Origin of the sequence: Saccharopolyspora oryzae (assembly GCF_027853915.1) — a bacterium.
GTDB lineage: Bacteria > Actinomycetota > Actinomycetes > Mycobacteriales > Pseudonocardiaceae > Saccharopolyspora > Saccharopolyspora oryzae.
This window is the reverse complement of the sequence record NZ_JAQGLA010000020.1, coordinates 46,864-71,566: the sequence shown is the minus strand read 5'-3', so window position 1 is coordinate 71,566 and position 24,703 is coordinate 46,864. Positions and strand designations below refer to the sequence as shown.

Annotated in this window: 20 protein-coding genes; 10 read left to right on the top strand and 10 right to left on the bottom strand. The window is 68.6% G+C overall.

Annotation, left to right across the window (positions count from 1 at the left end; all coding sequences use genetic code 11):
- Window positions 1-9: 9 nt before the first annotated feature.
- Both OU415_RS15570 and OU415_RS15565 read right to left on the bottom strand, forming a co-directional pair.
- The gene (locus tag OU415_RS15570) at window positions 10-510 is read right to left on the bottom strand and encodes an OsmC family protein (protein WP_270949478.1); all 501 of its coding nucleotides are present in this window, start codon (window positions 508-510) and stop codon (window positions 10-12) included.
- Window positions 511-645: 135 nt separating this feature from the next.
- Window positions 646-2,136 carry a leucyl aminopeptidase gene (locus OU415_RS15565; protein ID WP_270949477.1) on the bottom strand — a complete coding sequence of 497 codons (1,491 nt, stop codon included), beginning with the start codon at window positions 2,134-2,136 and terminating at the stop codon, window positions 646-648.
- A 285-nt stretch (window positions 2,137-2,421) separates the two neighbouring features.
- Between OU415_RS15565 and OU415_RS15560 the strand changes: the two genes are divergently transcribed.
- Both OU415_RS15560 and OU415_RS15555 read left to right on the top strand, forming a co-directional pair.
- A complete protein-coding gene (locus OU415_RS15560; RefSeq protein WP_270949476.1) occupies window positions 2,422-3,666 on the top strand; it encodes an APC family permease in 1,245 nt (414 codons plus the stop codon).
- Window positions 3,667-3,674: 8 nt separating this feature from the next.
- Window positions 3,675-4,346, top strand: coding sequence for a DUF402 domain-containing protein (locus tag OU415_RS15555; RefSeq protein WP_270949475.1), 672 nt, complete (start codon window positions 3,675-3,677; stop codon window positions 4,344-4,346).
- Between the two features lie 3 nt (window positions 4,347-4,349).
- On the opposite strand, the gene OU415_RS15550 is transcribed toward OU415_RS15555, so the two are convergent.
- Window positions 4,350-4,649 (bottom strand): hypothetical protein, encoded by a 300-nt coding sequence (locus OU415_RS15550; RefSeq protein ID WP_270949474.1) that lies wholly within the window; start codon window positions 4,647-4,649, stop codon window positions 4,350-4,352.
- Between the two features lie 158 nt (window positions 4,650-4,807).
- On the opposite strand from OU415_RS15550, the gene OU415_RS15545 reads away from it, so the two are divergent.
- Window positions 4,808-5,911 carry a branched-chain amino acid aminotransferase gene (locus OU415_RS15545; RefSeq protein WP_270949473.1) on the top strand — a complete coding sequence of 368 codons (1,104 nt, stop codon included), beginning with the start codon at window positions 4,808-4,810 and terminating at the stop codon, window positions 5,909-5,911.
- 486 nt (window positions 5,912-6,397) lie between these two features.
- Here the strand turns inward: OU415_RS15545 and cobS are convergent, their stop codons facing one another.
- The 3 genes from cobS to cobU are packed head-to-tail and all read right to left on the bottom strand — an operon-like array spanning window position 6,398 to window position 8,773.
- Window positions 6,398-7,126, bottom strand: a complete 729-nt coding sequence (gene cobS, locus OU415_RS15540) for an adenosylcobinamide-GDP ribazoletransferase (protein WP_270949505.1) — start codon at window positions 7,124-7,126, stop codon at window positions 6,398-6,400.
- A gap of 2 nt (window positions 7,127-7,128) precedes the next feature.
- Window positions 7,129-8,214, bottom strand: coding sequence for a nicotinate-nucleotide--dimethylbenzimidazole phosphoribosyltransferase (cobT, locus tag OU415_RS15535; RefSeq protein WP_270949472.1), 1,086 nt, complete (start codon window positions 8,212-8,214; stop codon window positions 7,129-7,131).
- A gap of 19 nt (window positions 8,215-8,233) precedes the next feature.
- Window positions 8,234-8,773, bottom strand: a complete 540-nt coding sequence (cobU, locus tag OU415_RS15530) for a bifunctional adenosylcobinamide kinase/adenosylcobinamide-phosphate guanylyltransferase (protein WP_270949471.1) — start codon at window positions 8,771-8,773, stop codon at window positions 8,234-8,236.
- A gap of 251 nt (window positions 8,774-9,024) precedes the next feature.
- Between cobU and OU415_RS15525 the strand changes: the two genes are divergently transcribed.
- Entirely contained in the window at window positions 9,025-11,196 is a 2,172-nt protein-coding gene (locus OU415_RS15525) for a tetratricopeptide repeat protein (protein ID WP_270949470.1), read from the top strand.
- Between the two features lie 365 nt (window positions 11,197-11,561).
- On the opposite strand, the gene OU415_RS15520 is transcribed toward OU415_RS15525, so the two are convergent.
- Window positions 11,562-12,815: a nucleotide sugar dehydrogenase gene (locus tag OU415_RS15520; protein WP_270949469.1), complete on the bottom strand. Its 1,254-nt coding sequence runs from the start codon at window positions 12,813-12,815 to the stop codon at window positions 11,562-11,564.
- Window positions 12,816-13,163: 348 nt separating this feature from the next.
- Between OU415_RS15520 and OU415_RS15515 the strand changes: the two genes are divergently transcribed.
- The gene (locus OU415_RS15515; RefSeq protein ID WP_270949468.1) at window positions 13,164-16,028 is read left to right on the top strand and encodes an AfsR/SARP family transcriptional regulator; all 2,865 of its coding nucleotides are present in this window, start codon (window positions 13,164-13,166) and stop codon (window positions 16,026-16,028) included.
- A 398-nt stretch (window positions 16,029-16,426) separates the two neighbouring features.
- Here OU415_RS15515 and OU415_RS15510 read toward each other — a convergent pair whose 3' ends face one another.
- Window positions 16,427-17,065, bottom strand: a complete 639-nt coding sequence (locus OU415_RS15510; RefSeq protein WP_270949467.1) for a DUF3043 domain-containing protein — start codon at window positions 17,063-17,065, stop codon at window positions 16,427-16,429.
- 246 nt (window positions 17,066-17,311) lie between these two features.
- Between OU415_RS15510 and OU415_RS15505 the strand changes: the two genes are divergently transcribed.
- Entirely contained in the window at window positions 17,312-17,677 is a 366-nt protein-coding gene (locus tag OU415_RS15505) for a HesB/IscA family protein (protein WP_270949466.1), read from the top strand.
- A gap of 170 nt (window positions 17,678-17,847) precedes the next feature.
- Here OU415_RS15505 and OU415_RS15500 read toward each other — a convergent pair whose 3' ends face one another.
- The gene (locus OU415_RS15500) at window positions 17,848-18,450 is read right to left on the bottom strand and encodes a TetR/AcrR family transcriptional regulator (RefSeq protein ID WP_270949465.1); all 603 of its coding nucleotides are present in this window, start codon (window positions 18,448-18,450) and stop codon (window positions 17,848-17,850) included.
- 157 nt (window positions 18,451-18,607) lie between these two features.
- Between OU415_RS15500 and OU415_RS15495 the strand changes: the two genes are divergently transcribed.
- Window positions 18,608-20,110: an APC family permease gene (locus OU415_RS15495; RefSeq protein ID WP_270949464.1), complete on the top strand. Its 1,503-nt coding sequence runs from the start codon at window positions 18,608-18,610 to the stop codon at window positions 20,108-20,110.
- Window positions 20,107-21,708: an amidohydrolase gene (locus tag OU415_RS15490; RefSeq protein ID WP_270949463.1), complete on the top strand. Its 1,602-nt coding sequence runs from the start codon at window positions 20,107-20,109 to the stop codon at window positions 21,706-21,708. Before OU415_RS15495 ends, OU415_RS15490 begins: the two co-directional genes overlap by 4 nt.
- Before the next feature lie 52 nt (window positions 21,709-21,760).
- On the opposite strand, the gene OU415_RS15485 is transcribed toward OU415_RS15490, so the two are convergent.
- Window positions 21,761-21,976 (bottom strand): RNA-binding S4 domain-containing protein, encoded by a 216-nt coding sequence (locus OU415_RS15485; protein ID WP_270949462.1) that lies wholly within the window; start codon window positions 21,974-21,976, stop codon window positions 21,761-21,763.
- Between the two features lie 137 nt (window positions 21,977-22,113).
- Here OU415_RS15485 and OU415_RS15480 point away from each other — a divergent pair, with 137 nt between their 5' ends.
- Together OU415_RS15480 and OU415_RS15475 are read left to right on the top strand one after the other, a co-directional pair.
- Window positions 22,114-23,043, top strand: a complete 930-nt coding sequence (locus tag OU415_RS15480; protein ID WP_270949504.1) for a carbohydrate kinase family protein — start codon at window positions 22,114-22,116, stop codon at window positions 23,041-23,043.
- 115 nt (window positions 23,044-23,158) lie between these two features.
- A complete protein-coding gene (locus OU415_RS15475) occupies window positions 23,159-24,589 on the top strand; it encodes an alpha-amylase (protein ID WP_270949461.1) in 1,431 nt (476 codons plus the stop codon).
- Window positions 24,590-24,703: the final 114 nt, after the last annotated feature.

Below are 24,703 nucleotides of genomic sequence, written 5' to 3'. Positions count from 1 at the left end.
CGAGACCTCTCAGTTCGCGATGCGGGTGGTCGGTGTGCAGTTGACCGGGAAGTTCACGGCCTTGGCGATGTAGCAGAGCTCGTGGGCCCGCTCGTGGAGCGCTTCGGCGACGTCGACGCTGGCCCGGTCGGAGACGGTCACCAGCGGGGTCAGCTCGACGGACTCGAACTGGCCGGTGCCGTCCGGGTTCTCGGTGAGGATGCCGCGGGCCTGGTCGTGGTAGCCGGTGACCACCACGCCGCTGTCGGCCGCCAGGTGCAGGAACCACAGCATGTGGCACTGCGACAGCGAGGCGACCAGCAGTTCCTCGGGGTTGTAGCGGTCGGCGTCGCCCAGGAACACCGGGTCCGCGGAAGCGCCGATGGCGTCCTTGCCGTCCGCGCGCACCTCGTGGGTGCGCTCGTAGCTGCGGTAGGAGCTGGTGCCCTGGCCGGTGTTGCCGGTCCAGACCACTTCGACCTGGTAGCCGTGCCGGGCCGTCGTCGGCGGGGCCGGTTTCGATTCGGTCATCGCCCCATCGTTGCACCGCCGCGGGGTGCAGTGGTGATCCTTTTGCGGCCCACGTCACAAATACGCCACCGACCGGAGTAACGCCGAACGGGCGGCCCACGGCTCCAGTCGGAGCAGCGGACCGCCCGCGCGAGCTCAGCCCTGGTCGGCGATGTCCGCGAGGACTGCGGCCAGGGTGCGGACCGGGACTCCGGTGCCGCCCTTGGGGGTGTAGCCCCACGGGCCGGAGGAGTTGTAGGACGGGCCCGCGATGTCGATGTGCGCCCACTCCACGCCGTCGGCCACGAACTCCTCGATGAAGATGCCCGCCGCCAGCATCCCGCCCCAGCGGTGGCCGGTGATGTTGGCCAGGTCGGCGAGCTTGGAGTCCAGGTCGCCGCGCAGCTCCTCGGGCAGCGGCATCGGCCAGCCGCCCTCGCCGACGGCCTGCGACAGCCGCGCGACCCGGTCGCGGAACTGCTCGCTGCCCATCACGCCCGGCGTGCGCTTGCCCAGCGCCACTACCTGCGCGCCGGTCAGGGTGGAGGTCTCGATCAGGTAGTCGGGCTCGTCCTCGCAGGCGCGGGTGATCGCGTCGACCAGGATCAGCCGGCCCTCGGCGTCGGTGTTGAGCACCTCGACGGTCTTGCCGCCGTACATGGTCAGCACGTCACCGGGGCGGTAGGCGGTGCCCGACGGCATGTTCTCGGCCATCGGCACGGTCGCGGTGATGTCCAGCGGGTAGTTCAGCCGGGCTGCCAGCACCATGGTGGCCACCACCGACGCCGCACCGGACATGTCCGAGGTCATCTCTTCCATGCCGGCGGCCGGCTTGATGGAGATGCCGCCGGTGTCGAAGGTGATGCCCTTGCCGACCAGCGCGACCTTCTTGGCGTCCTTCGGGCCCTTGTGCCGCAGCCGCACCAGGCGCGGCGGCCGCGACGAGCCCGAGCCGACGCCGAGGATGCCGCCGAAGCCCTGCTTGCGCAGCGCGTGGTCGTCGAGCACCTCGACCTCCAGGCCGACGGCGCGGCCGAGCTCGGTGGCGCGCTCGGCGAAGGAAGCCGGGAACAGGTCGTTGGGCGGGGTGTTGATCAGGTCGCGGGCGGTGTTGACCGCTTCGCCGATCGCGGTGGCGCCCTTCAGCGCGTGCGCGTGACCGTCCGCCTTCGCGTCGGCGACCACGAACTCCACTTCGGACACCGGGGCGTCGCCGGAGTTGGACTTGTAGCCGGTGAAGGCGTACGCGCCGAGCACGGTGCCCTGCACCGCGGCGGAGAGGTCCACATCGGACAGCGTGGTGGCGGCGCGCTCGACGCCGGTCAGCGCGCGGGCGGCGGCGCCGGAAGCGCGGCGCACCTGCTCGCCGGTCGGTCCGCCGTCGGCGACCTTGCCCAGGCCGGTCGCGATCAGGACCGGGGCGCGCAGCTTGCCGCTGGCGGGCAGCTTGACGACCTCGTCGGCCTTCCCGGTCGCTCCCAGCGTGGTCAGCACCTGGCGCAGGTCGCCGTCGAAAGCCGCCGCGACCTGGTCGGAGCCGGACGCGAGCTGCAGGCCGTCGGTGCCCTGAGCGGTGCCGACGATGAGTGCGTCCACGGCCAGCTTGGTCACCGCGGTGTCGGTGAGGGAGAGTTTCGGGGTCGTCACGTGTCAATCCTCCGTTGAAGCTGCCGTGTCAGCATTGGGTCCATTCGCACTCTAGAACGCAACGCGAGGGTGAATCCGGCCAGGCATGCGTCCGTCACCCGAGCCTGGCACCGGAAAACCCCTCCGAGTGCGGTCTTCGGGTCTGTTCTCGCCGGGCGAACACCGAGCGGTCCCGGTTCGGCGGTGAAGATCGATCCGGCGCTCGCCTACGCTGGAACACGGGGTGGCTGTGGTGTCAACCGACAGGCGGCTGCACCGTCGTCGTTCGTCTGCAAGGGTGGTCGGGTGGCCCAACAGGTTGAATCGAGCCGGCTCGCGTCCGGTTCCGGGGCGGTTCCGCTGGCGCTCGGCGGGATGCTCGGCATCGGTGCGTTCGTGGGCCCGGCTCCCGCAGCGGCCGCTGCGGGTATGTGGTTCCCGCTCGGTCTGCTGATCGCGCTGCTGGCCGCGACCTGTTCGGCATCGGCGACCGCGCACCAGTCGACCGCGTACCGCGGTCCGGGGGCGGCTTACGCCTGCGTTCGCGGGCGGATGGGCCTGCTGGCCGCGCGGGTCGGCGCCAGTGCGTACGTGGCCGGGCACATCGCTGCGATGGCCGCGATCGCGCGAGTGCTGGGCGACTTCTTCCTGCCCGCCTCGGCGCCGCTGGTGGCATCGGTGGCGATCCTGCTCGTGGTGCTCTCGGCGACGGCCGGGTTGCGGATCCGCGGTGCTGCGGCCTGGATCTGGCTCGCGCTGACCGCCGCGGTGCTGGCCCTGGTGGTCGTCACGTGCTTCGCGATCGAGCCCGTTCCACCGCTGCCGACCGGGGTCGGACCCGCGGACAGCGCGGTGGGCATCACCGGTGCCGCGGGTGTGCTGTTCTTCGCCTTCCTCGGTTTCGAGCGGTTGACCGCTCCGTCCGAAGAGCGCGACCGGGTTTCGCGGGCGGCGCTGAAGCGCGGTGTCGTGATCTCGTTCGTCGCGCTGACCGCGGTGCTCGCGGTGGTGACGGCGGCGCTGGTGCACCAGCTCGGCTGGTCGCGGCTGGCGCTGTCGCCGACCCCGATCCGCGATGTCCTGACCGCGGCGGCCGCGTCCGAGATCGCGCCGCTGGTCAGCGTCGGCGCCGCGGTGGCGCTGCTGCCGGTGCTGCTGGCCGCGCTGGAGTCCGCCCGGTCGACCGCGTTGGCCCTGGTGCAGGACGGGGACCTGCCCCGCGGGCTGGGACGTCGGAGCGGCTTCGGCACGCCGTACCTGCTGGACGTCGGCGCGGGGGTTGCCGCAGTCGCGGTAGCACTGCTGGTCGAGCCGGTGACGGCAATGGCCTTCGCCGCGTGCAGCCTGCTCGTGCACTACGCCTTCGCCAACGCCGGGGCGCGATTGCTGCTGGCCGACGTGGGTGGCTGGCCGATGCGCGGGGCCTGCCTCGGCATGGGGTTGTCCGTCGTCCTGGCGATGAGCATGCCGATTTCTGCGATGCTTGCGACGCTTGTTGTCGTTTTAATCGGTCCTTTGGTGACGGGAGGCGTGTCCCGTCGCTGGAGATGAGGCGGGTCATGCTCAACGCGAGTGCAGGCAACCTTTCCCTGAAACCCATCGAACCCCCGATCTGGCTGCCCGGTGAGGAAGCGCTCTACAGCTTCTGGCGCCTGGACGGCTCCCTCGGCACCGTCCACCCGGCACGGGTGGTCGAGGACGACGGTGACCAGCTGCTGTGCTGGGTCGTGGACGGCACCCCGATCCGGACCACGACCTCGCCGGACGGTCGTTCGCCGCGCGAGATGCCGCTGTTCGAACGCTTCAACGGGCCGCGGGTTCCGGCTCCGTCCACCTGGCACGGCACCGACACCCTGCGCCTGGTCTACGACCACCGCTGGGTGTCGGTGTGGTGGTTCTTCGAACCCGACGGGACCTTCCGGAACTGGTACGTCAACCTCGAGGTGCCCCTGGGGCGCGACGAGTTCGGCGTGCGGCGGGTGGACGGCGTGCTGGACGTCGAGGTGTTCCCCGGCGGGAAGTGGTCCTGGAAGGACGAGGACGAACTCGCCGCCGCGATGTCGGCAGGCCGGTTCGACCGCTGGCACCTCAAGCAGCTGCGGACCGAGGGGGAGCGCATGATCGAGCTCGCCGAGGCACAGCTGTTCCCGTTCGACGGCACCTACTGCGACAGCCGGCCCGATCCGAAGTGGTCGGTGCCGTCCCTGCCGGATGGACTCCTCGAGGACTGACCGTCAGGACGGGGAGGCCGCCGCGATGAACAGCAGGATGGTGACGAGGGCGACCAGGGCGCCGACCCCGATGACCGAGCCGCCGCGCAGGTCCTTCGGGAAGAAGCTCTTGTGCTTGTTGCGCCACCAGAACGCCCAACCGGCGGCGAGGCCCAGCCCCAGGATGACCCCGAAAGCGCCCATCCAGGCGTAGAAGAGCGCCACGAGCACGCCGCCACCCAGGGGCATCAGAGCCGCCAGGGTGGCGGCGAGCGCGTCCTGCTGCGCGGTGGTGGGGACCGGAGTGGGGGCCTGCTGGTTCATGAGCACATCATAGAGCCCGGAACGCCGGTTTCCAGAAGCTTCCGGATGACGCTCGGTGGCATCCGCTCAGCGGTGCGTGACCGGGCCTCGAATACTTGGACGACCAACTTTAGGGAATCGGGTTTTCACTGCTCGAGGCGGCGCGATACGGTACGCGCATGACTGAAGCGCTGTCTTTCTCCCGGACCAACAACCCGCAACCGGTCAGCGACGAGCGCCGCGCAGAGGTACTGGCGAACCCGGGTTTCGGACGGCACTTCACCGACCACATGGTGACCATCCGCTGGACCGATGACCGCGGTTGGCACGACGCCCGCGTCGAGCCGTACCACTCGCTCGAACTCGACCCGGCGACCTCGGTGCTGCACTACGCGCAGGCGATCTTCGAAGGCCTCAAGGCCTACCGCCAGCCCGACGGCTCGATCGCCGCGTTCCGGCCGCAGGCCAACGCGCGGCGGTTCCAGGACTCCGCGAAGCGGATCGCGATGGCCCAGCTGCCCGAGGAGTTGTTCCTCGAGTCGCTGCGCGAGCTGATCGCGGTCGACGGGGCGTGGGTGCCCAGCGCCGAGGAGAGCTCCCTCTACCTGCGGCCGTTCATGATCTCCACCGAGGTCGGCCTGGGCGTCAACAACCCGGCCAACGCCTACCTCTACGCCGTGATCGCCTCGCCGTCCGGCTCGTACTTCTCCGGCGGCATCAAGCCGGTCACCGTGTGGCTGAGCCACGAGTACGTGCGCGCGGCTCCCGGCGGCACCGGTGCGGCCAAGTTCGCGGGCAACTACGCCGCGTCCTTCGCCGCGCAGGCCGAAGCCGTGAAGCAGGGCTGCGACCAGGTCGTGTGGCTCGACGCGTGCGAGCGGCACGTGGTCGAGGAGATGGGCGGCATGAACCTGTTCTTCGTGCTCGGCTCCGGCGCCGACGCCCGCCTGGTGACCCCCGAGCTCAGCGGCAGCCTGCTGCCCGGCGTGACCCGCTCGTCGCTGCTGGAGCTGGGCCGCGAGCTCGGCATGCAGGTCGAGGAGCGCAAGGTGACGGTCGAGGAGTGGGAGAAGAAGGCCGCGACCGGTGAGCTCACCGAGGTCTTCGCCTGCGGCACCGCGGCGGTGATCACCCCGGTCGGCCACGTCAAGCACCGCGACGGCGAGTTCACCATCGCCGACGGCCAGCCGGGCGAGTTCACGATGCGCCTCCGCGAGCGCCTCACCGGCATCCAGCACGGCACCGTCGAGGACACCCACGGCTGGATGACCAAGCTGGACTGATCCAGTCCTGGTCCCGTCTGCGAGGGGGCGCAGTTTCAATTGAAACTGCGCCCCCTCGGCGTGTCCGGCGCCCGACACGCCGACCTCGCCCCACCACCGCAGATCCGGCGGCGAGCCGCGTATCGCCACCACACGAGCGGCGGTGAACCTCCGCAATTTCGATTGAAATTGTCAAACCTCGCCACGGAACCTTCCGTCGAGAACGACGACAATTTCGATTGAAATTGCTACACGCTCAAAGCGGCCACCTGCCGCTCTGAACCCGACGCGACCCGCCCCCGACGGCACCTCTCCTCGGTTGGCGCGCTGTGTACCACTACCGATCGCCCCGGTGGTGATATCCGGCGGACCTGGCAGGGGTGTGGTGCCGTGGCGTCCGGGGTTGCGTCGGGTTCAAAGCGGTAGGTGGTCGCCCCGCGTGGTGCAATTTCAATCGAAATTGCAGTCGTCACCACTGATGGATTCAGTGGAGAACCGACGTCTGGGTCAGGTGAGGGTGGCGCCGATGAGGACGATCGTGGTGGCCAGTTCGGAGGACGCGCCGAGGACGTCTCCGGTGATCCCGCCGAAGCGGCGTTGGGCGTGGTGGGTGAAGGCGACGAGCAGGGCAGCCGCCGCCACGACCGCGATCGCCGTGCGCCAGTCGAAGGCGACAGCGGCGACGGCGACGAGGAGCAGCCACCAGGTGGCGACGAGCCAGGTCGGTTGGCTGCCCGCGACCAGGGCGCCCATGCCCTCCGGGCGGGCCGAGGGAACACCGCGGCGGCAGCACAGGACGAAGCCGGCTCGGCCGACGGCACAGGCCAGGACGAGCACCAGCGGGTTGGACGTCAGCTCGGCCAGGCTGGTCGCCTGGATGCCCAGGACCAGGATCAGCGCCACCACCGCGAACGGTCCGGCGCCGCCGTCGCGCATCACGGTCAACGCGCGCTCCGGCGGTCCGTAGCAGCCGAGACCGTCTACCGTGTCGGCCAGACCGTCCACGTGCATGCCCCTGGTGACCAGCACCAACACCGCCACGGCCAGCAGCCCGGACAGCAGCGGGGGAGCGCCGAGCTCGGTCAGGCCCCAGAGCACGAGGGCGCCGAAGCCTCCCACCAGCGCGCCGACCAGCGGTGCGAACGCGATCGCCTGGCGGCACGTGGCGTCGTCGACGCGGCGCGCCGGGAGCGGCAGCACGCTCAGCCACGAGACCGCCAGGCGGAGACCGTCCAGGGTCACGACTTCGGGCCGGTGGCCTCGGATTCGGTCGGGCCGCCGACACCGGCTTCGGCGAAGGTCGCCATCTCGCCGAGCACCCGCGTCGCGGCGATCAGGATCGGCAGCGCGGTCAGCGCCCCGGAGCCCTCGCCGAGCCGCATCTGCATGTCGATCACCGGGGTCAGGTCGAGGTGGTCGAGCACCAGCGGCCCGCCCGGTTCGGCGGAGCGGTGCCCGGCCAGCCACCACTGCCGCGCGCCCGGCGCGAGTTCCTCGGCGACCAGCGCCGCCGCCCCGACCACGACCCCGTCCAGCAGCACGGGAGTGCGGCGGACCGCGGCCTGGGCGAGGAATCCGGTCAGCGCGGCGATGTCGGCGCCAGCCGAGGTGCGCAGCAACGCGACCGGGTCGTTGAGCACCTTGCGGGCCCGGCGCAGCGCGTCGCGGATCGCCGCGGTCTTGCGCATCCAGGCGTTGTCGTCGATGCCGGTGCCGCGGCCGACGACCGCCACCGGCTCGGTCCCGGTGAGCACCGAGATCAGCACCGCGGCCGGCGTGGTGTTGCCGATCCCCATGTCCCCGGCGATGAGCAGGTCGGCCCCGGAGTCGATCTCCTCGTCGGCGATGGCGCGTCCGGCCTCGAGCGCGGAGCGCACCTCGGCGTCGGTCAGGGCGTCCTCGCGGTCGATCGCCCCGGACCCGCGGCGCACCTTGCGCGCGCTGACCACCGGCGGGGTGTCGGTGTTGACGGCCATGTCCACGACCCGCACGGTCGCCCCGGCGCTGTTGGCGAGCACGTTCACCGCGGCACCACCGGCCAGGAAGTTCGCGACCATCTGGCCGGTCACCTCGGCGGGGTAGGCGGACACGCCGTGGGAGGCGATGCCGTGGTCACCGGCGAAGACCACCACTCGCGGCCGGGTGAACGGCCGCGGCGGGCAGAGCCCCTGCCGAGCGGCGACCCAGACCCCGAGCTCCTCCAGCCGACCCAGCGAGCCGACGGGCTTGGTCAGCTGCTCGTGCCGGGCGACGGCCTGCCGCTGGGCCTGCTCGTCGGGGGCCGGCACCGTCGGGAAGCTGATCTCGTTCTGGTCGGTGGACAAGCGAACCTCCGTGTCGATTTCAGCGCAGCCGGAGCGGAAGACCGGCGACGAGCAGGACGACCTCGTCGCACACCTCGGCCAGCCGGGCGTTGAGCGCGCCGAGCTCGTCGCGGAACAGCCTCCCAGACCGGGTCGCCGGAACGATGCCCAGCCCGACCTCGGCGGAGACGAGCACCAACCGCCCGGCACAACCGGTGACGGCCTCGACGAGCTCATCGCACTTCGCGGCCACGACCTCCAGCGCAGCGGGATCCCGCTCCCAAGCCCCGGCGTCGTCGAGCACACCGGTCAACCAGGTGGCGATGTCGTCGACGAGCACGGACGCACCAACGGGAGCACCGGTCAGAACCCGGCACAGCGAGCCGGTGTCCGGAGCTTCGACGGTCCGCCAACTCGCGGGCCGCCGAGCGACGTGCGCGGCGATCCGCTCGTCCCACTCGCGATCACCGGCAACCCGCCGAGCGGTGGCCACGTAGGTGACCACCTCGTCGGCGCGGACCAAACCCTCGGCATGAGCGGACTTCCCAGAACGAGCCCCACCGAGCACCAACGCGCGCACTGCAAGTACCTCCGCACCCCTGAGTGGTACAAACGTTACCCAGCCGCGACCGGCATTGGGCGCAGGGGCGGGGAGCTCTTCCCCACATTCGAGTACTCCGATTACCGGACTGGATTTGGTCAATACGGTCGAAAAAGCGTGTCGAGAATGCGGTGCGCTGCGCCGATTAGTGCGTGTTAGGCCTGCGCTGTCCGCTTTCGTGCGACACTTGGTCGATCTCGGACCATGGTGCAGAGCTCGTGGGCGGGGGCATGAGTCGCCAGAAGTTCCCGATGCATCCAGATCCGGCTGTCGTGAATGCCGTGGAAGGCACGGTGGCCGGAAATTCCGTGCAGGCAGGTGTCGTGCACGGTGGCGTGCACGTGCATTTCGCCGGCGTGGAGCGAGCTGGTCCTGAACCTGCTCCCGACATGTTGCCCGGGGCTCCGCGCTTCTTCGTCGAACGGGACCGGATCGCCGAAATATTGCGGGAAATTCTTGCGGACAGTGTTGGACGATCAGCAATAGTGGTGGTCAGCGGAGTCGGTGGTGCCGGAAAGTCCGCACTCGTCTCGCACTGGCTGCGTTCCTTCGAAGGTGATTTTCCCGACGGTGCGCTGTACGCAGACCTGGGCGCTTTCTCAGCGCGGGAACCCACGTCGCCCTCACAGGTTCTGGAAACCTTCGTCCGGGCTCTTGGGACGGCTCCGGAGTTGATTCCGGCCGACCTCGACCAGCTGCGTTCGCTGTATTGCGAGGTCACTTCCGGCAAACGGCTGGTCCTGTTTCTGGATGATGCCGTTTCTGCAGCTCAGGTGCGCCCGCTGCTGCCGCACGGGGAGTCTTGCCTGGTGGTCGTGACCAGTCGGTACCGACTTTCCGGACTCGGCCTGCAGGGTGCCCATTTCCTGGATGTCGGCCCGTTGCAGCAGGCAGAGTCCCTGGCCCTGCTGTCCAATGTGCTGGGGCCCGAACGGGTTCAGCGCGAACTGCCCGCTGCACGAGAGGTGGCCGATCTGTGCGGTGGACTTCCAGTTGCGCTGATGGTGGCGGCGGCTCGGCTGATGGCGCATCGGAAGTGGTCGTTGCAGCGGATCGCGACGGATCTCCAGGATGAACGACGGCGGTTGCCGTCCTTGGCACTGCGTGGTGATGTTTCGGTGAAAGCCGTCTTCGACATCTCGTACCGGAAGCTGACCTCTGAACAAGCTGAGCTGTACCGGGTGCTTGCGGATCATCCGGGCACCACGTTCGGTCCGGAGGTCGCTGCTGCCGCTGTGGGGCGTGCACTGCCGGAAGTGTTGGACGGGATCGAGGCACTGGTCGAAGCGAACCTGCTCGACGAGCCAGCGGAGAACAGGTTCAGGTTCCACGACCTCCTCCGACTCCACGCCCGTGAGCAGGCGGCGGCTGAAATGCCCCAGGATGAGCGCACAGCGTCAGTGCGTCGAATGGTCTCCTGGTACCTGGACTGCGCGTTCGGCGCCGACCGGCTGATCACTCCCGGTCGTTGGTACATCTCGGAACGGGACGCCGTGGCCGACTTGCCGTTCTCCTCCGTGGCAACAGCGCTCGAGTGGTTGGAGCAGGAGCGGGCCAACCTGGTGCAGGCGCAACGGGAAGCTGCGGAGCGGGACTGGTCAGGCCTGACATGGCAGTTCGGTGAGGCGATGTGGAGCTTGTTCGTCTATCGCAAGCACTACCGGGATTGGTTGGACACCTCAGAACTCGCCGTGCGGGCGGCGGAACGGGAAGGAAACCCTCGTGCGGAGTCCCGCCTCCGCGGTCAGTTCGGCCATGCGCTCCTGAACCTGCACCGCCTCGACGAAGGACAACGCGAGCTGACCAGGGCGATGGTGTTGGCCGAGCAGGTGGGGGACCTGCCGAGCCAGGCCACGGCGACGTCCAGATTGGGAATCCTGGCCAAGCAACGGGGAAAGCTGGACGAAGCACTCGCAATGTTCCGCCGAGCTCTCGAGCTGGACCATCGACTGGGCGACCGTCGTGGAGCTGCACTGCGCACACGTCGCATCGGTGAGACTTTGGCAGCTTCGGGGCGGTACGAAGAGGCCATCGGGGAACTCTCGCGCTCGGTGGACCTGATGCTCGAGCTCCCCGACCCCGGTGGGGCAGCACGTGTGTCGACGTTCCTCGGCGAGACCCATGTGGCGGCCGGGCATCCGGACGCTGCGGTTACCGCTCTCCGCAAGGCGTTGACGGTAATGCGCGAGATCGGCTCCAACTTCTACGTCGCGGAACTGCTCGCTGCGTTGGGTGCAGCTCATGAACGTGCGGACGATCTGGAGGCTGCGCGAAGCTGCCTGTGGCAGGCGTGCGAGCTCTACGAGGAGATCGGCGGCCCGCATGTCGAATCGCTGCGCAACCGTCTGGCCGAGCTCCCGCCACCTTCCTCCGATGCGCATTCGGACAACAGTCGAGCATGAACGAGGTCCGCGCAGCCTTCTGGAGTGGCAGGAGCGCGGAAGACCACCACCGCCGACGTTCTCGTGTGCGCCAGAAACCTGGTTCCCACTCTCGTCACCGTGGCTGCGCAGCCGGGGAAACGGCCGAGCGCGATCACAGCTGCCCGGTGCGCGACCTCCTCGTCGGTCTGCTCGGCCAGCACGAGAACGTCGGCGATTTCGAGCCATTCCGGCGGTGCTACTTCGGAATGGACCAGCAGGTATGGGTCATCGGTCGTGGTGGTCGAGTGACATGCCCGCTTTTCAACGCCAAGGCCGGTGTCGTTGCTCTCGAGTCGCGTTGCTGTGGTGGTTCGATAGGACATCGCAGCGTCTCCTCCGCGCAGCTACGCGTGGTCTTCCCACGGAACCGGCGTCCCCGACGAGCAGTCGAGCACCGGCAACTTCCCAGTCCGCAATGCGCTGTAGTCCAGCGAGGTGTGCTTGGTGAGGATCACCGCGACGTCGAATCCGGTCGCGTCGAGCCGAGCTGTCGAACGCAGCATCCTTCCGCGCCCCAACCTCAGGAGCGGGATGCCGGGATCGTAGTAGTCGACACCCGCGGCTTCCGCGCTGAGACGGTCGATCACCCGGATCGCGCACGAGTTCCGGATGTCGATCACGTCCGGCTTGTAGGTGATTCCCACGACGAGAACCCTGCAGCGGTTGAGGGGCAGCTTCCACGACTGAGCCAGTCGATCGCGGATCAGCTCCACCGTGCGTCCGGGCATCGCCGCGTTCACCGCAAGCGCCGCTTCGACCATCGGAGGGATGATCCCGCGCTGTCGAGCTGAGGTGCGGAAGAACTCGGTTACCACTGGGATGCAACCGCCACCAGCGCCGATTCCCGGCCGATGGGGCAGGAACCCGTACGGTTTCGTGGCTGCTGCCTCGATGATCTCGACCGGGTCGACGTCGTGACCTCGGCACACCTCGGCGAGTTCGTTCGCCAACGAGATGTTGACCAAGCGGAACGTGTTCTCGAATGTCTTCACGAACTCGGCCGTGCGGATGCTGCTGACCGGGATTACCTGGTCGAAGATGCTGCGCAGGAATGCCGCGGCTGCTTTCGTGCACTGCGGCGTGAGTCCAGCGACCACGCGTGGCAATCCGGTTGCCGCTACGTCACGCGCCGGATCGATTCGCTCAGGAGCGTGTGCGATGTGGAAGTCGATCCCCGGAAGCAGTCGTGACTTCCGGGCGATGTGCGGGATGATCTGTTCTTCCAAGCTGCCCGGCGCGCAGGTGCTGTGAACGAGCACCAACGCTCCTTTGCGCATGGACTTTCCCACTGATTCCGCGGCGTCCCGCAGCTGAGAGGTGTCGACCGACCCATCGGCCCGCATCGGCGTGGGCACGCTCAGGCAGTACACGTCGGCGTCCGGGAGTTCACCGCGTCTGCGGAGTTCTAGCCGCCCAGCGTCGAGCACCGCCTGCAGCTCCGGGGCCGCGGTCCGCCGCTCGACGGACTTCTCGATCTGCGCCAGCTTCTCGGCCGTTGCGTCGACACCGCACACCCGGAAACCCGCGCGTGCTGCGGCGGTCGCCAGCGGCACGCCGACGAAGCCCAGACCAACGACTACGACATCTGCTCGGTTCATCTCATCTCCTCGGACCAGCCGGCGAGGAGCTCCTGCGCAGCCCCCGCTGCCGGTTCGGCCGGCCGGATTCGGTGACGAGGTTGCGACGTGGACATTGGCATTCCGTCGCCGAGAAGTTCGACGGGGCGTTGTCGGTGCTGGTAAAAGACACATTTTCGATCTTGTCGCACTTGCTTTCGATCGGGTTCGCGCCGGTGTCGGCGACTCATTGGCGTTCCGTTGTCATTCGGTTTCCGAGGGGTGGCTCGCCGAACCACGACAATTCGACCCGTTGGTCGTATGAACGGGAATTCATCCGGGCAATACTCGGAAGCTCGACGGGTTCGGGGGACCAGCGAGGGGGTGCTGGTGAACATCCTGTTCAAGATCTTGGGCGCCACCAGCTTGCGGGTTGATGACGAGTTCGACGACCACTGGGGGAAGCGGCAAGAACGCGGGTTGTTGGGCGTCTTGTTGGTCAACTCCCCCGGCCAGCGGCTCTCCGCTGACGAGTTGGCGTCCTGGCTGTGGGACACCGACAGCGCTGCTGGTCGGTTGCCGAATCTGCGGTCATTGATCAGCAAGGTCAAGACAGGTCTGCAGAATCGGCGGTCTCCGGCAGAAGTCCGGAGCAGGCAGGGCATGTACTGGATCGAGGTGGACCCCGAAGCAGTTGACTACCACTACTTTCGCAGCTCGTTGCGGACTGCGAAGGCGGCGAGCAAGGAGGGGCGCCACCAGGACGCCCTCAACCTGCTGGACGATGCCATCGGGCTGTGGCAAGGGCCTCCGCTGAGCGATCTGTCCAGTGCGCGTGCTGATCACTGGCGTTTGCAGTCGACGCAGGTGATGTTGGCTGCGCGGTGCACGCGCATGGACTGCCTGTTGGCGCTCGAGCACTACGAGGACGTCTTGGACGAGTTGGAAGGTTCGCTGGCCCAAGACATCATGGATCCACGTCTGGCCATCCTGCGGATGCGTGCGCTGCACGGGTTGGGACGTGTCGAGGACATCACGCCCTTCTACCTGGCTTACTGGAAGAACTTCCAGGAGATGACGGGCAGCGAGCCCCCGGATTCGGTGCGTCGGTGGGAAGCAGAGCTGCGTCGGGGCGGCTCGTCCTGGCTGCCGTCCGCGGAGGTCGAGGTGCAGCCGGCGAGTCCGGTCGCCCAGTACCTTCCGCCTCAGCCGTGGGAATTCCACGGTCGGCAGGATCTGCTCGCCGACCTCACCAGGTTGGTCGATGAGCGGTCGACCGGTTTGGTCGCGGTCGACGGCCCGGCGGGGATCGGCAAGACCACACTGGTCGTGCAGTGGGCGCACCAAGCCGTCGGCCGAGTGGCTGACCGCGTGCTCTTCGTCGAGCTGCAGGGATACACCGGTGGTCCGCCGCTCGGGTTGGGTGAAGTGGTCGGGGTGCTCCTGGCCCAGTTGAACGTCGCGGCCGATCGCATCCCGAGTGCGGAACAACGCATGATCCGGTTGCGGCAGCTGCTCGAACAGCAACGAACGCTAGTGGTGCTCGACGATGCCCGCGATTCAGCACAAGTCCGCGAGGTGCTGAAGGCTGTTTCCGGGAGCCTCGTGCTGGTCACGAGCCGCAAGCATCTTGACGGGCTGGTGGTCCGGAATGGGGCGTACCACTTCGAAGTCCCGGCACTCACCGAGCCGGAGGTCTTCCAGTGGCTGCACACCGAACTCGGGGCTCGGGCCCTTGCTGAACCAGAGGCTGTGCAGCAGCTGGCTGCGGTGTGCTCGGGGATCCCCTTGGCGGTGCGCATCCTCGCCCAACACGCCGCGACCAGGGCTTCTCAATCCCTGACGAGTCTGGCGTTGGAGCTGCAGGACAGACGCGTGCTGCTGAAGCTCGGAGGGGCGGATGATGAGGAAGCGACGATCGAGGCGGTGCTCAACTCCTCGTATCGGGCCCTGGAAACCGATCAGCAGGAACTGCTGAGACTGCTCGGACGGTACCCCGGTCGTGATCTGGAGATCGGTTGTGCGGCGGCACTGTCCGACCGACCCGCCGAGGTGGTGAGCCGGGCGCTGGATGTGCTGGTTGCGCTGCATCTGATCGATCGAGTGGATGGCGAGCGCTACCAGCTTCACGACCTGGTGCGCGAGTACGCGGCGCAGCTTCCGGAGCCTGCCGACGTTTCGGATGCGGCCCTGCGGCGAATGGCGGATTGGGCGGTCTGGACTGTCCACAACGCCGCGTCCGTGATCTTCCCCAGCCGGGACCCGGTCCCGATGGAGGGCTTCGAAACGCGAGTTCTTCCGCGCTCGTTCGGGGACTACGAAGCTGCCATGCAGTGGTGCGAGCAGCGACGCCACGACCTGGTCGCGGTGAGCGCGGCCACCCGCGTGCACGGGTTGGACGGACACTGTTGGCGGATCGGGAACTGCGCGTGGGAGATCTTTCGCTTGCAGGGCTTCTACGCCGAGGCGGAGGACATGCTCGCGGCCGCGGTGGATGCTGCGAGGGCGGAGGAAGATTTGCTCGGCTTGGCGGGTTCCCTCAACAACCTCGGGGTTTGCCGAATGCTGTTGGGCGACCTTGCGGGAGCTCGACGCCATGTGAACGAAGCGTCGCACATGTTCGATTCGATAGGTAAGTCGTTCGGCGTTCACAGTTGCCTGCACAACCTCGCATCCTGCGAGATGAAAGGCGGAAATCTCGCGGCCGCTCTAGACATATACAACTCTGCCCTGCAGCTGGTGTCGAACGGGGGAGAGCCCTTTCGCAAGGCGGGTACGCTGCGTCGGATTGCCGAGGTGTTGCGCCGGCAAGGGCGCCACGACGAAGCGATGGTGAACTGTCGAGACGCGATCTGGATTTACCAGACCATCGACGACCCGCGGGGGTTCGGCGACGCGCTTGCGGAGCTGGCGATGATCTACCGCAAGATCGGGGATTCCGAATCGGCCTATGCCTACGCATGTCAATCCTTGTCGGTGACCGAGGCTGCGCACGATGTCGATTCAGCGGCGATAGCAGCGGGCTTGATCGCGGGTGTCGCGCTCGATTCCGGGCGGTACACCGATGCTCTGCGGTACGGGAAGCAGGCTGTTGCCCGGTACCAGTGGCTTCGCGACGCGCATGGAGAGGCGGATGCCTGGGATGTGGTTGCCGCTGCGCTCGAATCGACAGGTGAGGCCCAAGGCGCGGCGGAAGGGCGCGCGCGGGCAAAAGAAATCCGAAGGAATCTCGGGTTGACTGCGATCGACCCATAGCAGAACGCGCGTACTTTTTTCGTGTCATCGATCAGTACAGATAGTACTCGAGTTATCCTGCGGTCGTGTGCGCATCCCCCAGTGAGGGTCGCTGAATAGAGTGGTTTAGGCTGCGCTTCACATTTAAACGGTTAACCCGAAAGGGGTTGCGTGGACGTGAGGCGTTACACCCGGTTGGCGGCAGTTGCGGCTGCAGCGGTTGTTCCGAGCTGGGTGAGTATCTACTCGGCCGTTGCGAATTTCATAGCGTGACCTGCCCGCAAAGTGGACGACGGCCGATCAGCTGTAGCTCTGATCGGCCGTCGGAACTGATTTCTGCAGTTCGCTGGTCTGCGAATGATTCAATTTGCCATCGCCGGTCGGCGAACTTGCTGGTCGGCGCGCACTGCGGGCATCGGTCAGCTGACCTTGGCGATGTCCTTGGGGGTGTAGCGGGGGCGCGGGACGCGGAGCTTGCGGATCTGCATCGCGCGGGTGAAGGCGTACCAGCCCAGGGAGAAGGCCTTGTCCTGGGAGTCCGGGAACTTCGCGCGGACCCGCTTGTTGATGTAGCGGCCCAGCAGGGTGCCCTCGATGACCATCATCACCAGCAGGGCCATGCAGAACAGGGTCGCGTACTGCTGGATCACCAGGTTCTGCGACAGGGTGCTGGCGAACACGATCAGCACCAGCGGCATGAACATGCCCATCAGGTGGCGGCGGGTGTCCACCAGGTCGCGGACGTAGGCGCGCACCGGGCCCTTGTCGCGGGGCATCAGGTAGCGGTCGTCGCCCTGCATCATCCGCTCGCGGCGCTCGCGGGCCGCGTTGCGGCGCTCTTCCTTGTTGCCGCGGGCGCGCTTGACCGCCTCGCGCTGCGTCTTCGGCGGCGGCGGGACCGGGCCGCGCCGCTTGCCCTCGGCCTCCCGGCGCTTCGGCGTGGGACGGCCCTTCTTGGGCGTGTGGTTGGGGGCATGCTCCGCCGCGGACTGGGCAGTCTCGTTCTCGGACTCCGGGTTGGCGGCCTGCTCAGCGTTGTTGCGACGAAGGAACCTCACTCCAACAGGGTATTCGACGCCACTCAGCGTTGTTGCAGCAGACCGGGCGAAAGGTCGTCCTCCCGGGGGCGTCCGGAGTGAACACCGCCACCTGCCGGTCCGAAGCCACGTCACACCAGCTCGCCTCTCGGCTGTGCCACCATGGAGGTGACACGTCCCCGGGGCAGCCCGCGGGAATAGGCCGGTCCGGCCGGTGGTTGCACCACACGCCGGAATCGGACAGAGCGAGACCTCAAGGGAGAGTCCATGACCGCCCCGAACAGCACGACCGAGAGCGAGGCGCCCGCCCACGGTGTCACGCTGACCGACGCGGCGGCCCAGAAGGCCAAGGCCCTGCTGGACCAGGAGGGCCGCGACGACATGCACCTGCGCATCGCCGTCCAGCCCGGTGGCTGCGCGGGGTTGCGCTACCAGCTCTTCTTCGACGAGCGCACCCTCGACGGTGACGCGCGCCGGGACTTCGAGGGCCTGGGCGTCGTCGTCGACCGGATGAGCGCCCCGTACCTGCAGGGCGCGACGATCGACTTCGTCGACTCCATCGAGAAGCAGGGCTTCACGATCGACAACCCGAACGCGGGCGGGTCGTGCGCCTGCGGCGACTCGTTCCACTGACCGAACGAGCCGATCTGGCACGAGGCCGGCACCCCAGCGCGGGTGCCGGCCTTCCTGCTGTTCGGGGGAGGGCGGATGCCCGCAGTTTCAATTGAAACTGCGATCTGCCGTGGGTGGGATTTGCAGTTTCAATTGAAACTGCGGTCTGGCGGGGGCCGGTGGGCTGGTCGTCAGGCGGGGTTCGGGAGGCCTGAGACGTAGGCCTGGACCGATTCGCCGAAGGCGGTGCCGTCGACCTCGGACGGCTCGGTGGCGCGGATCGCGTTGCGCAGGGCCGGGTAGTCCTCGCCGAGGGGCTGGTCGAAGGCGGGGGAGAACGGCGCGAGGATCGAGCCCAGCATCACGTAGTCGATGCCGAGCACCACCCGCAGCGCTGCCGCCGGGGCGAAGCCCGCCTCGACGAGCATAGCGACGACGTCTTCGTAGGCCTGTCGCGATTCGGTGATGGTCACCGCGCGGCGGGCGATGATCCCCACCGCGTTGGGGTGCTTGGCGAACGCCGCGTGGTACGTGCGGGCCCACCTCAGCAGGCCGTCGCGCCAGTTCGCGGCGTTCAGCTCCAGGGCCGGGATGTCCGCGGTGATGATCTCGGTGATCAGCTCGAGGATGTCGTCCTTGCCGTCGACGTGCGAGTACAGCGACGGCGCCTGGACGCCGAGCTTGGCCGCGATGCGCCGGACGGTCAGCGCTTCGGCGCCCTCCTCGTCGACGACCGCGAGCGCGGCCAGGCCGATGTCGTGCCTCGTCAGCGAGCCGCGCCTGGTCTGGGTCACCGGTCCTCCTCCGCGATCGTCGGACGCGCCCATTCTTCCCGAGCCGGGGCGGGTGCCGGGATCCCGCCGCGACCGAGGTCTTCCCAAACTCCTCGCGGCCGCCTACAGTCCCTGCCTAACTTAGTTAGGTTGGCCCCGTCCAAGGGAGGGCGAAGGCGTGAAAACCCCAGCTACCAGGAACGATTCGGACACCGACGACGATTCCGCGCGGTTGCGCGAGCTCGGATACGAACCCCAGCTGAAGCGCGGTCTGGGCGTGCTCGGCAACGTCACGATGGGCTTCGCGACGATCTCCCCGGTCGTCGGGCTCTACGCGGTGGTGCTGGTCGGCGCGACGATCGCCGGACCCCGGTGGGTGTGGGCGCTGCCGGTCTGCCTGGTCGGGCAGTGCCTGCTGCTGGCGCTCTACGCCGAGCTCTCCTCGGAGTTCCCGATCTCCGGCGGCGCCTACCAGTGGACCCGGCGGCTGCTCGGCCCGTCCTACGCCTGGTTCACCGGCTGGATCTCGATGTGCTCCAGCCTGCTGGCCAACACCACGATCGCCTACCTGGCCGCGCCGTGGGTCTTCACCCTCGTCGGCGTCGCCCCGACGCCGAACCAGCTGGTCGTGGCGGCGGCGGTGTTCGTCGTGGTGTGCTCGCTGACCAACGTGCTCGGCGTGGACGTGCTGCGCCGCGCGCTGGCGATGGGCGTGGTGGCCGAGGCCATCGCCTCGGTGCTGGTCGGGGTCGCGCTGCTGCTGGTGTTCCGGACGCAGCCGTGGTCGATCCTGACCGAGAGCTTCGGCACCGAGGCCCTCTTCGACGGCTCCGGGCTCGCCGCGTTCGTCGCGGCGGTGGCCGTCGGCGGCTGGGCGTTCATCGGTTTCGACGCCTGCGTGTCGACCTCGGAGGAGACCCGCAACGCCACCCGGCACGTGCCGCGCGCGGTCTGGATCGCGCTGCTCAGCGTCGGTCTGCTGGTGATCCTCAACGCCTTCGCGGTGGTGCTCACCCACCCGGATCCGGCGAGCGTGGTGGCCGGGGCCGATGCCGACCCGGTGACCACCGCGGTCGTGGCGTCCTTCGGCGACTGGTCGGCCAAGCCCTTCGTCGTCGTGGTGATCATCGCGTTCCTGGCCTGCGGGATGGCGGCGCAGGGGTCGACGGCGCGGGCGCTGTACTCGGTCGCGCGGGACGACGTGCTGCCGTTGTCGAAGTTCCTGCGGGTGGTGAGCCGGAAGAACCAGGCACCCATCGGCGGTGCGATCGCGGTGACCGCGGTGGCCTGCGTCGGACTGCTGCTGGTGCTGAACAGCGCCGCCATCGGCAGCGTCATCACCTTCGGCACCTCCGCCTTCTACCTGACCTTCCTGCTGGTCGCCGTCGCCGCTCTGGTGGCGCGGCTGCGCGGGGCGTGGGTGCCGGGCGGGCACGTCCAGCTGGGGCGGATGGGCACCGTCCTGAACTTCGGCGCCGTGCTGTGGCTGGGGTTCGAATTCGTCAACATCACCTGGCCCCGCGAGCTGCTCGCACCGGTGGGCGCCCCCTGGTACCAGGTCTGGGCGGCACCGCTGGGCACCGCGCTGATCCTCCTCATCGGACTCGTCTACTTCGTGACGGCCAAGCCGCGGGACCGGGTCGTCAGCAGCAGTTCCTTCGCAGATCGGAGTGCATCGTGACCATTGCGGACCTCGTCATCACCGGTGCTCGGGTGATCACGATGGACGGACGGCCGGCCAGTGCGGTGGCGGTGCGGGACGGCCGGATCTGCGCGGTCGGCGACGACGTCGGCGACCACATCGGACGGCGCACCCAGGTGATCGACGGATCGGGGCGCACGGTCACGCCGGGTCTGGTCGACTCCCACCAGCACCCGGTGCACGGCGTCGCCGACATGCGCGGTCTCGACCTGACCGGCGTGGTGGACCTCGGTGAGCTCCAGGCGAAGCTGCGTGCGGAGAGCGCCCGCCTGGCGCGCGACGAATGGCTGATCGCCTACGGACTGGAGTACAACGCCTTCCGCCCGGACTGGTTGCACCGCAAGCACATCGACGACGCCATCGGCGATCATCCGGCACTGCTGACGCTGATCGACGCGCACACCGCGCTGATGAACACCCGGGGTCTGCAGCAGGCAGGCATCACCGGCCCGGTGGAGTTCGCGGACCGCTCTGAGGTGGTGCTCGACCCGGACGGCACGCCCACCGGCGAGCTGCACGAGACGTTGGCGGTGCGGCTCGGCGATTCCGCCGTCCCCCCGCTGGAGATGGACGAGCTCGCGCGGCGGGTGACCGACCTGCACCGCGCGCAGAACGCGGTCGGCATCACCGGCGCGCACATGCTGGACCTGGCGATCTGGCCGGGCACCGACGAGCTCTTCGAGCTGCTCGACGACCGCGGTGACCTGACCGTGCGGACCGTGGTGGCGCCGTGGTGCCTGCCGGGCACGGTCGACGACACCCTGGAGATCGTCCAGGACCTGCGGAACCGGCCCGGTCGGATGTGGCGCACCGGCGCGATCAAGTTCTTCCTCGACGGCGTCATCGACGGCGGCAGCGCGTGGCTGTGCCACCCGGACTCGCACGGCCAGGGCACTGCCCCGGTGTGGCGCGAGGCGCGGGCCTACGCCGAAGCCGTGCAGCGGGCGGTGGACCTGGGGCTGCCGTGCTGGACCCACGCCATCGGCGACAAGGCGGTGTCCTACGCGCTCGACACCTACGCCGCGGCCGGGCGCGCTGCCGGCGGTCGGCACCGCATCGAGCACGTCGAACTGCTCCAGGACGCCGACGTCACCAGGTTCGCCGAGCTCGACGTGGTGGCGTCCATGCAGCCGACGCACATGGACTGGACGTTGCCCGACCACAGCGACAACTGGTCGGAGCGCATCGGCGAGGAACGCTGCGGACGGGCCTGGCGGTACCGGGACGTCCTCGCCGCGGGCGGGCACGTCGCGCTGGGTTCGGACTGGCCGATCGCCGGCTACGACCCGCGGGAGATCATGGCCGGGGCCCGGCTGCGCCGCCCGGTCGCCGAGCCGGACCGGGCGCCGGTGCTGCCGGAACAGGCGCTCAGCGCGCAGCAGGTGCTCGCCGGGTACACCACCGAAGCCGCCTACGGCGCGGGTGAGGAGCAGGTGTCCGGGCGGATCCGGGTCGGCATGCGGGCGGACCTGGCGGTGTTCGACGGCGACCCGCTGACCTGCGCCCCGGAGGACCTGCCGGAACTGCCGGTGGCCTGCACGATCGTCGACGGCCGGATCGTGCACGAAGCGCTCTGAGGCGTGAGCGGCGATGGTCGCGCTTACGACCATCGCCGCTCACGAGGGGCATTCAGCCTGCGGTGACGACCCGGATGATCTCGGGGCAGAGGACGACCTCGTCGCCGTCGACGATCTGCTTGCCGCGGCGGGTCTCCACCGCGCCGTTGACCTCGACCAGCCCCTCTTCGAGGACCTCCTTCGCCTCCGCGCCGTCCTCGACCAGGCCCGCCAGCTTCAGCAGCTGACCGAGCCGGATCATGTCGTCCCGGATCTCCACATCGCGCATGCGCCCATTGTCCGCCGTCGCGCGCGGCGGCCGGGCGCCCCCGGCGGCGTTACCCTCGGCGTGCGCTCACCTGCTGCGACACCTGGGAGGTCGTCGTGCCCGTCGCCGTCACCGGCAGCATCGCCACCGATCACCTGATGCACTTCCCCGGCCGGTTCACCGACCAGCTCGTCGCCGACAACCTGGCGCAGGTCTCGCTGAGCTTCCTGGTCGACGACCTCGTGGTGCGGCGGGGTGGAGCGGCGGCCAACATCGCCTTCGCGCTGGGCCTGCTGGGGCAACGCCCGGTGCTGATCGGCGCGGTCGGCGACGACTTCGCCGACTACCGCTCCTGGTTGGAGCGCAACGGCGTGGACTGCTCGGGCGTGCACGTCTCGGAGGTCGCGCACACCGCGCGGTTCGTGTGCACCACCGACGAGGAGTTCAACCAGATCGCGTCCTTCTACGCCGGGGCGATGGCCGAGGCCCGCAACGTCGAGCTGGAGCCGGTGCTCGCGCGCGCCGCCGTCGACCTGGTGCTGATCAGCCCGAACGATCCGCTGGCGATGCTGCGGCACGCCGACGAGTGCCGCCAGCGCGGCTACCCGTTCGCCAGCGACCCGTCGCAGCAGCTGGCGCGGCTCGACGGCGAGCAGGTGCGGCGGGTCGTCGACGGCGCGGAGTACCTGTTCACCAACGAGTACGAGTGGGGTCTGCTGCTGCAGAAGACCGGGTGGACAGAGTCCGATGTGCAGGACCGGGTCGGCGTCCGGATCACCACGCTCGGCGCGTCGGGTGCGGAGGTCGTGGGTCGCGACGGCGAACGGCTGCTGGTGCCTGCGGTTCCGGACCGCGGCCGGGTCGATCCGACCGGGGTGGGCGACGGGTTCCGGGCGGGCTTCCTCGCCGGTGTCCAAACAGGACTGTCGTGGGAGCGTTCCGCGCAGCTGGGGTCGTTGATCGCGGTGCACGTCCTGGAGGTGACCGGGACGCAGGAGTGGAGCCTCGACCACGGGCGCGCGCTGCGGCGCTTCACCGACGCCTACGGGGCCGCGGCGGCGGTGGAAGTGGCATCGCTGCTGGCCTAGTCTGCAAAATTTTGCAGGGATTTGACCAGTTCATGACAGGTTCTGCTGGAATGTTGACTTAACTCGCGCAAGAAAATGTGATCGATGACGACCGCTCCACGCTGAGGAGGTTGTCATGCGATTGGTGTTGCTCGCGCTCGCCGCGGCGGTCGGCGGAGCGTCGATGGTGCCCGCCGCGACCGCCGAGTCCGCTCCGGTGCGCGGACCGATCGTCCAGATGTTCCAGTGGCCGTGGGAATCCATCGCGCGGGAGTGCGCGGACTTCTTGGGCCCCAAGGGATTCGGTGCCGTCCAGGTGTCACCGCCGCAGGAGCACGTGGTGCTCGGCGACAAGGGTTATCCCTGGTACCAGGACTACCAGCCGGTGAGCTACCAGCTGAAGAGCCGCCGCGGCGACCGCGAGCAGTTCGCCTCGATGGTGCGGACCTGCAACGACGCGGGCGTGGAGGTCTACGTCGACGCGGTGGTCAACCACATGAGCGCCGGCAGTTCGGACGCCAGCGGGCCGGGCAGCGGTGGCTCGACCTACGACAAGTACGACTACCCCGGCGTGTACTCCGACGCCGACTTCCACGGTTGCCGCCGCGACATCGGCAACTACGAGGACAAGTGGGAGGTGCGCAACTGCGAGCTGGTCGGCCTGGCGGACCTGGCCACCGAGTCCGAGCACGTGCGCAACACCCAGATCGCCTACCTGAACGACCTGGTGGGCATGGGGGTTTCCGGGTTCCGGGTGGACGGGGTCAAGCACATGCCGCCGGAGGACGTCGGCGCGGTTTTCGGTGCGCTGCAGAACGTTCCGGGCACCGGCGCGCGGCCGTACGTCTTCCAGGAGGTGATCGGGGACAGCACGACGACGGCGGGGGAGTACACCGGCAACGGTGATGTCACCGAGTTCGGCTACTACGGCGTGGTCGCCAACGCCTTCCGGGACGGGTCGCTGGCGCAGCTGGCGAACCTGCCGGAGCGGATGTCGCTGCCCAGCGATCAGGCCGTGGTGTTCATCGACAACCACGACACGCAGCGCAGCTCGCCGATCCTGACCTACAAGGACGGCGTCACCTACGAGCTGTCGGTCGCGTTCGAGCTCGCCTACCCGTACGGGACTCCGCAGCTGATCTCCAGCTTCGCCTTCGACGACGCCGATGCCGGGCCGCCCGCCGAGGCGGACGGGACGACGAAGGCTGCCAGTTGCGAGGATTCCGCGTGGGTGTGCGAGCACCGGCGGCCGATCATCGCCGGGATGGCCGGGTTCCACGGCGCGGTGCAGGGCACCGACCTGGTGAACTGGTGGGACAACGGCGGCGGGCAGGTCGCTTTCGGGCGCGGGGACAAGGGATTCGTGGCGCTCAACCGGGAGGGCGGCGAGTTGTCGCAGACCTTCCAGAGCTCGCTGCCGGCCGGGACCTACTGCGACGTGATGAGCGGGGAGCTGGTGAACGGGTCGTGCACCGGCGCGACCGTCGAGGTCGGGGAGGACGGCCGGTTCGACGCCGCGGTCGCGCCGAACTCCGGCATCGCGCTGCACGTCGGCGCGAAGCTCTGAGGACTGTTCGGCCAGGTCAGCGGGGCTGTGAGCACTTTGTGGGGTGATAGCCCCGGAAAGTGCTCACGGCTTTGACCGGCCGAATTGGCGCCGGACCATATCTGAATCGGTCTC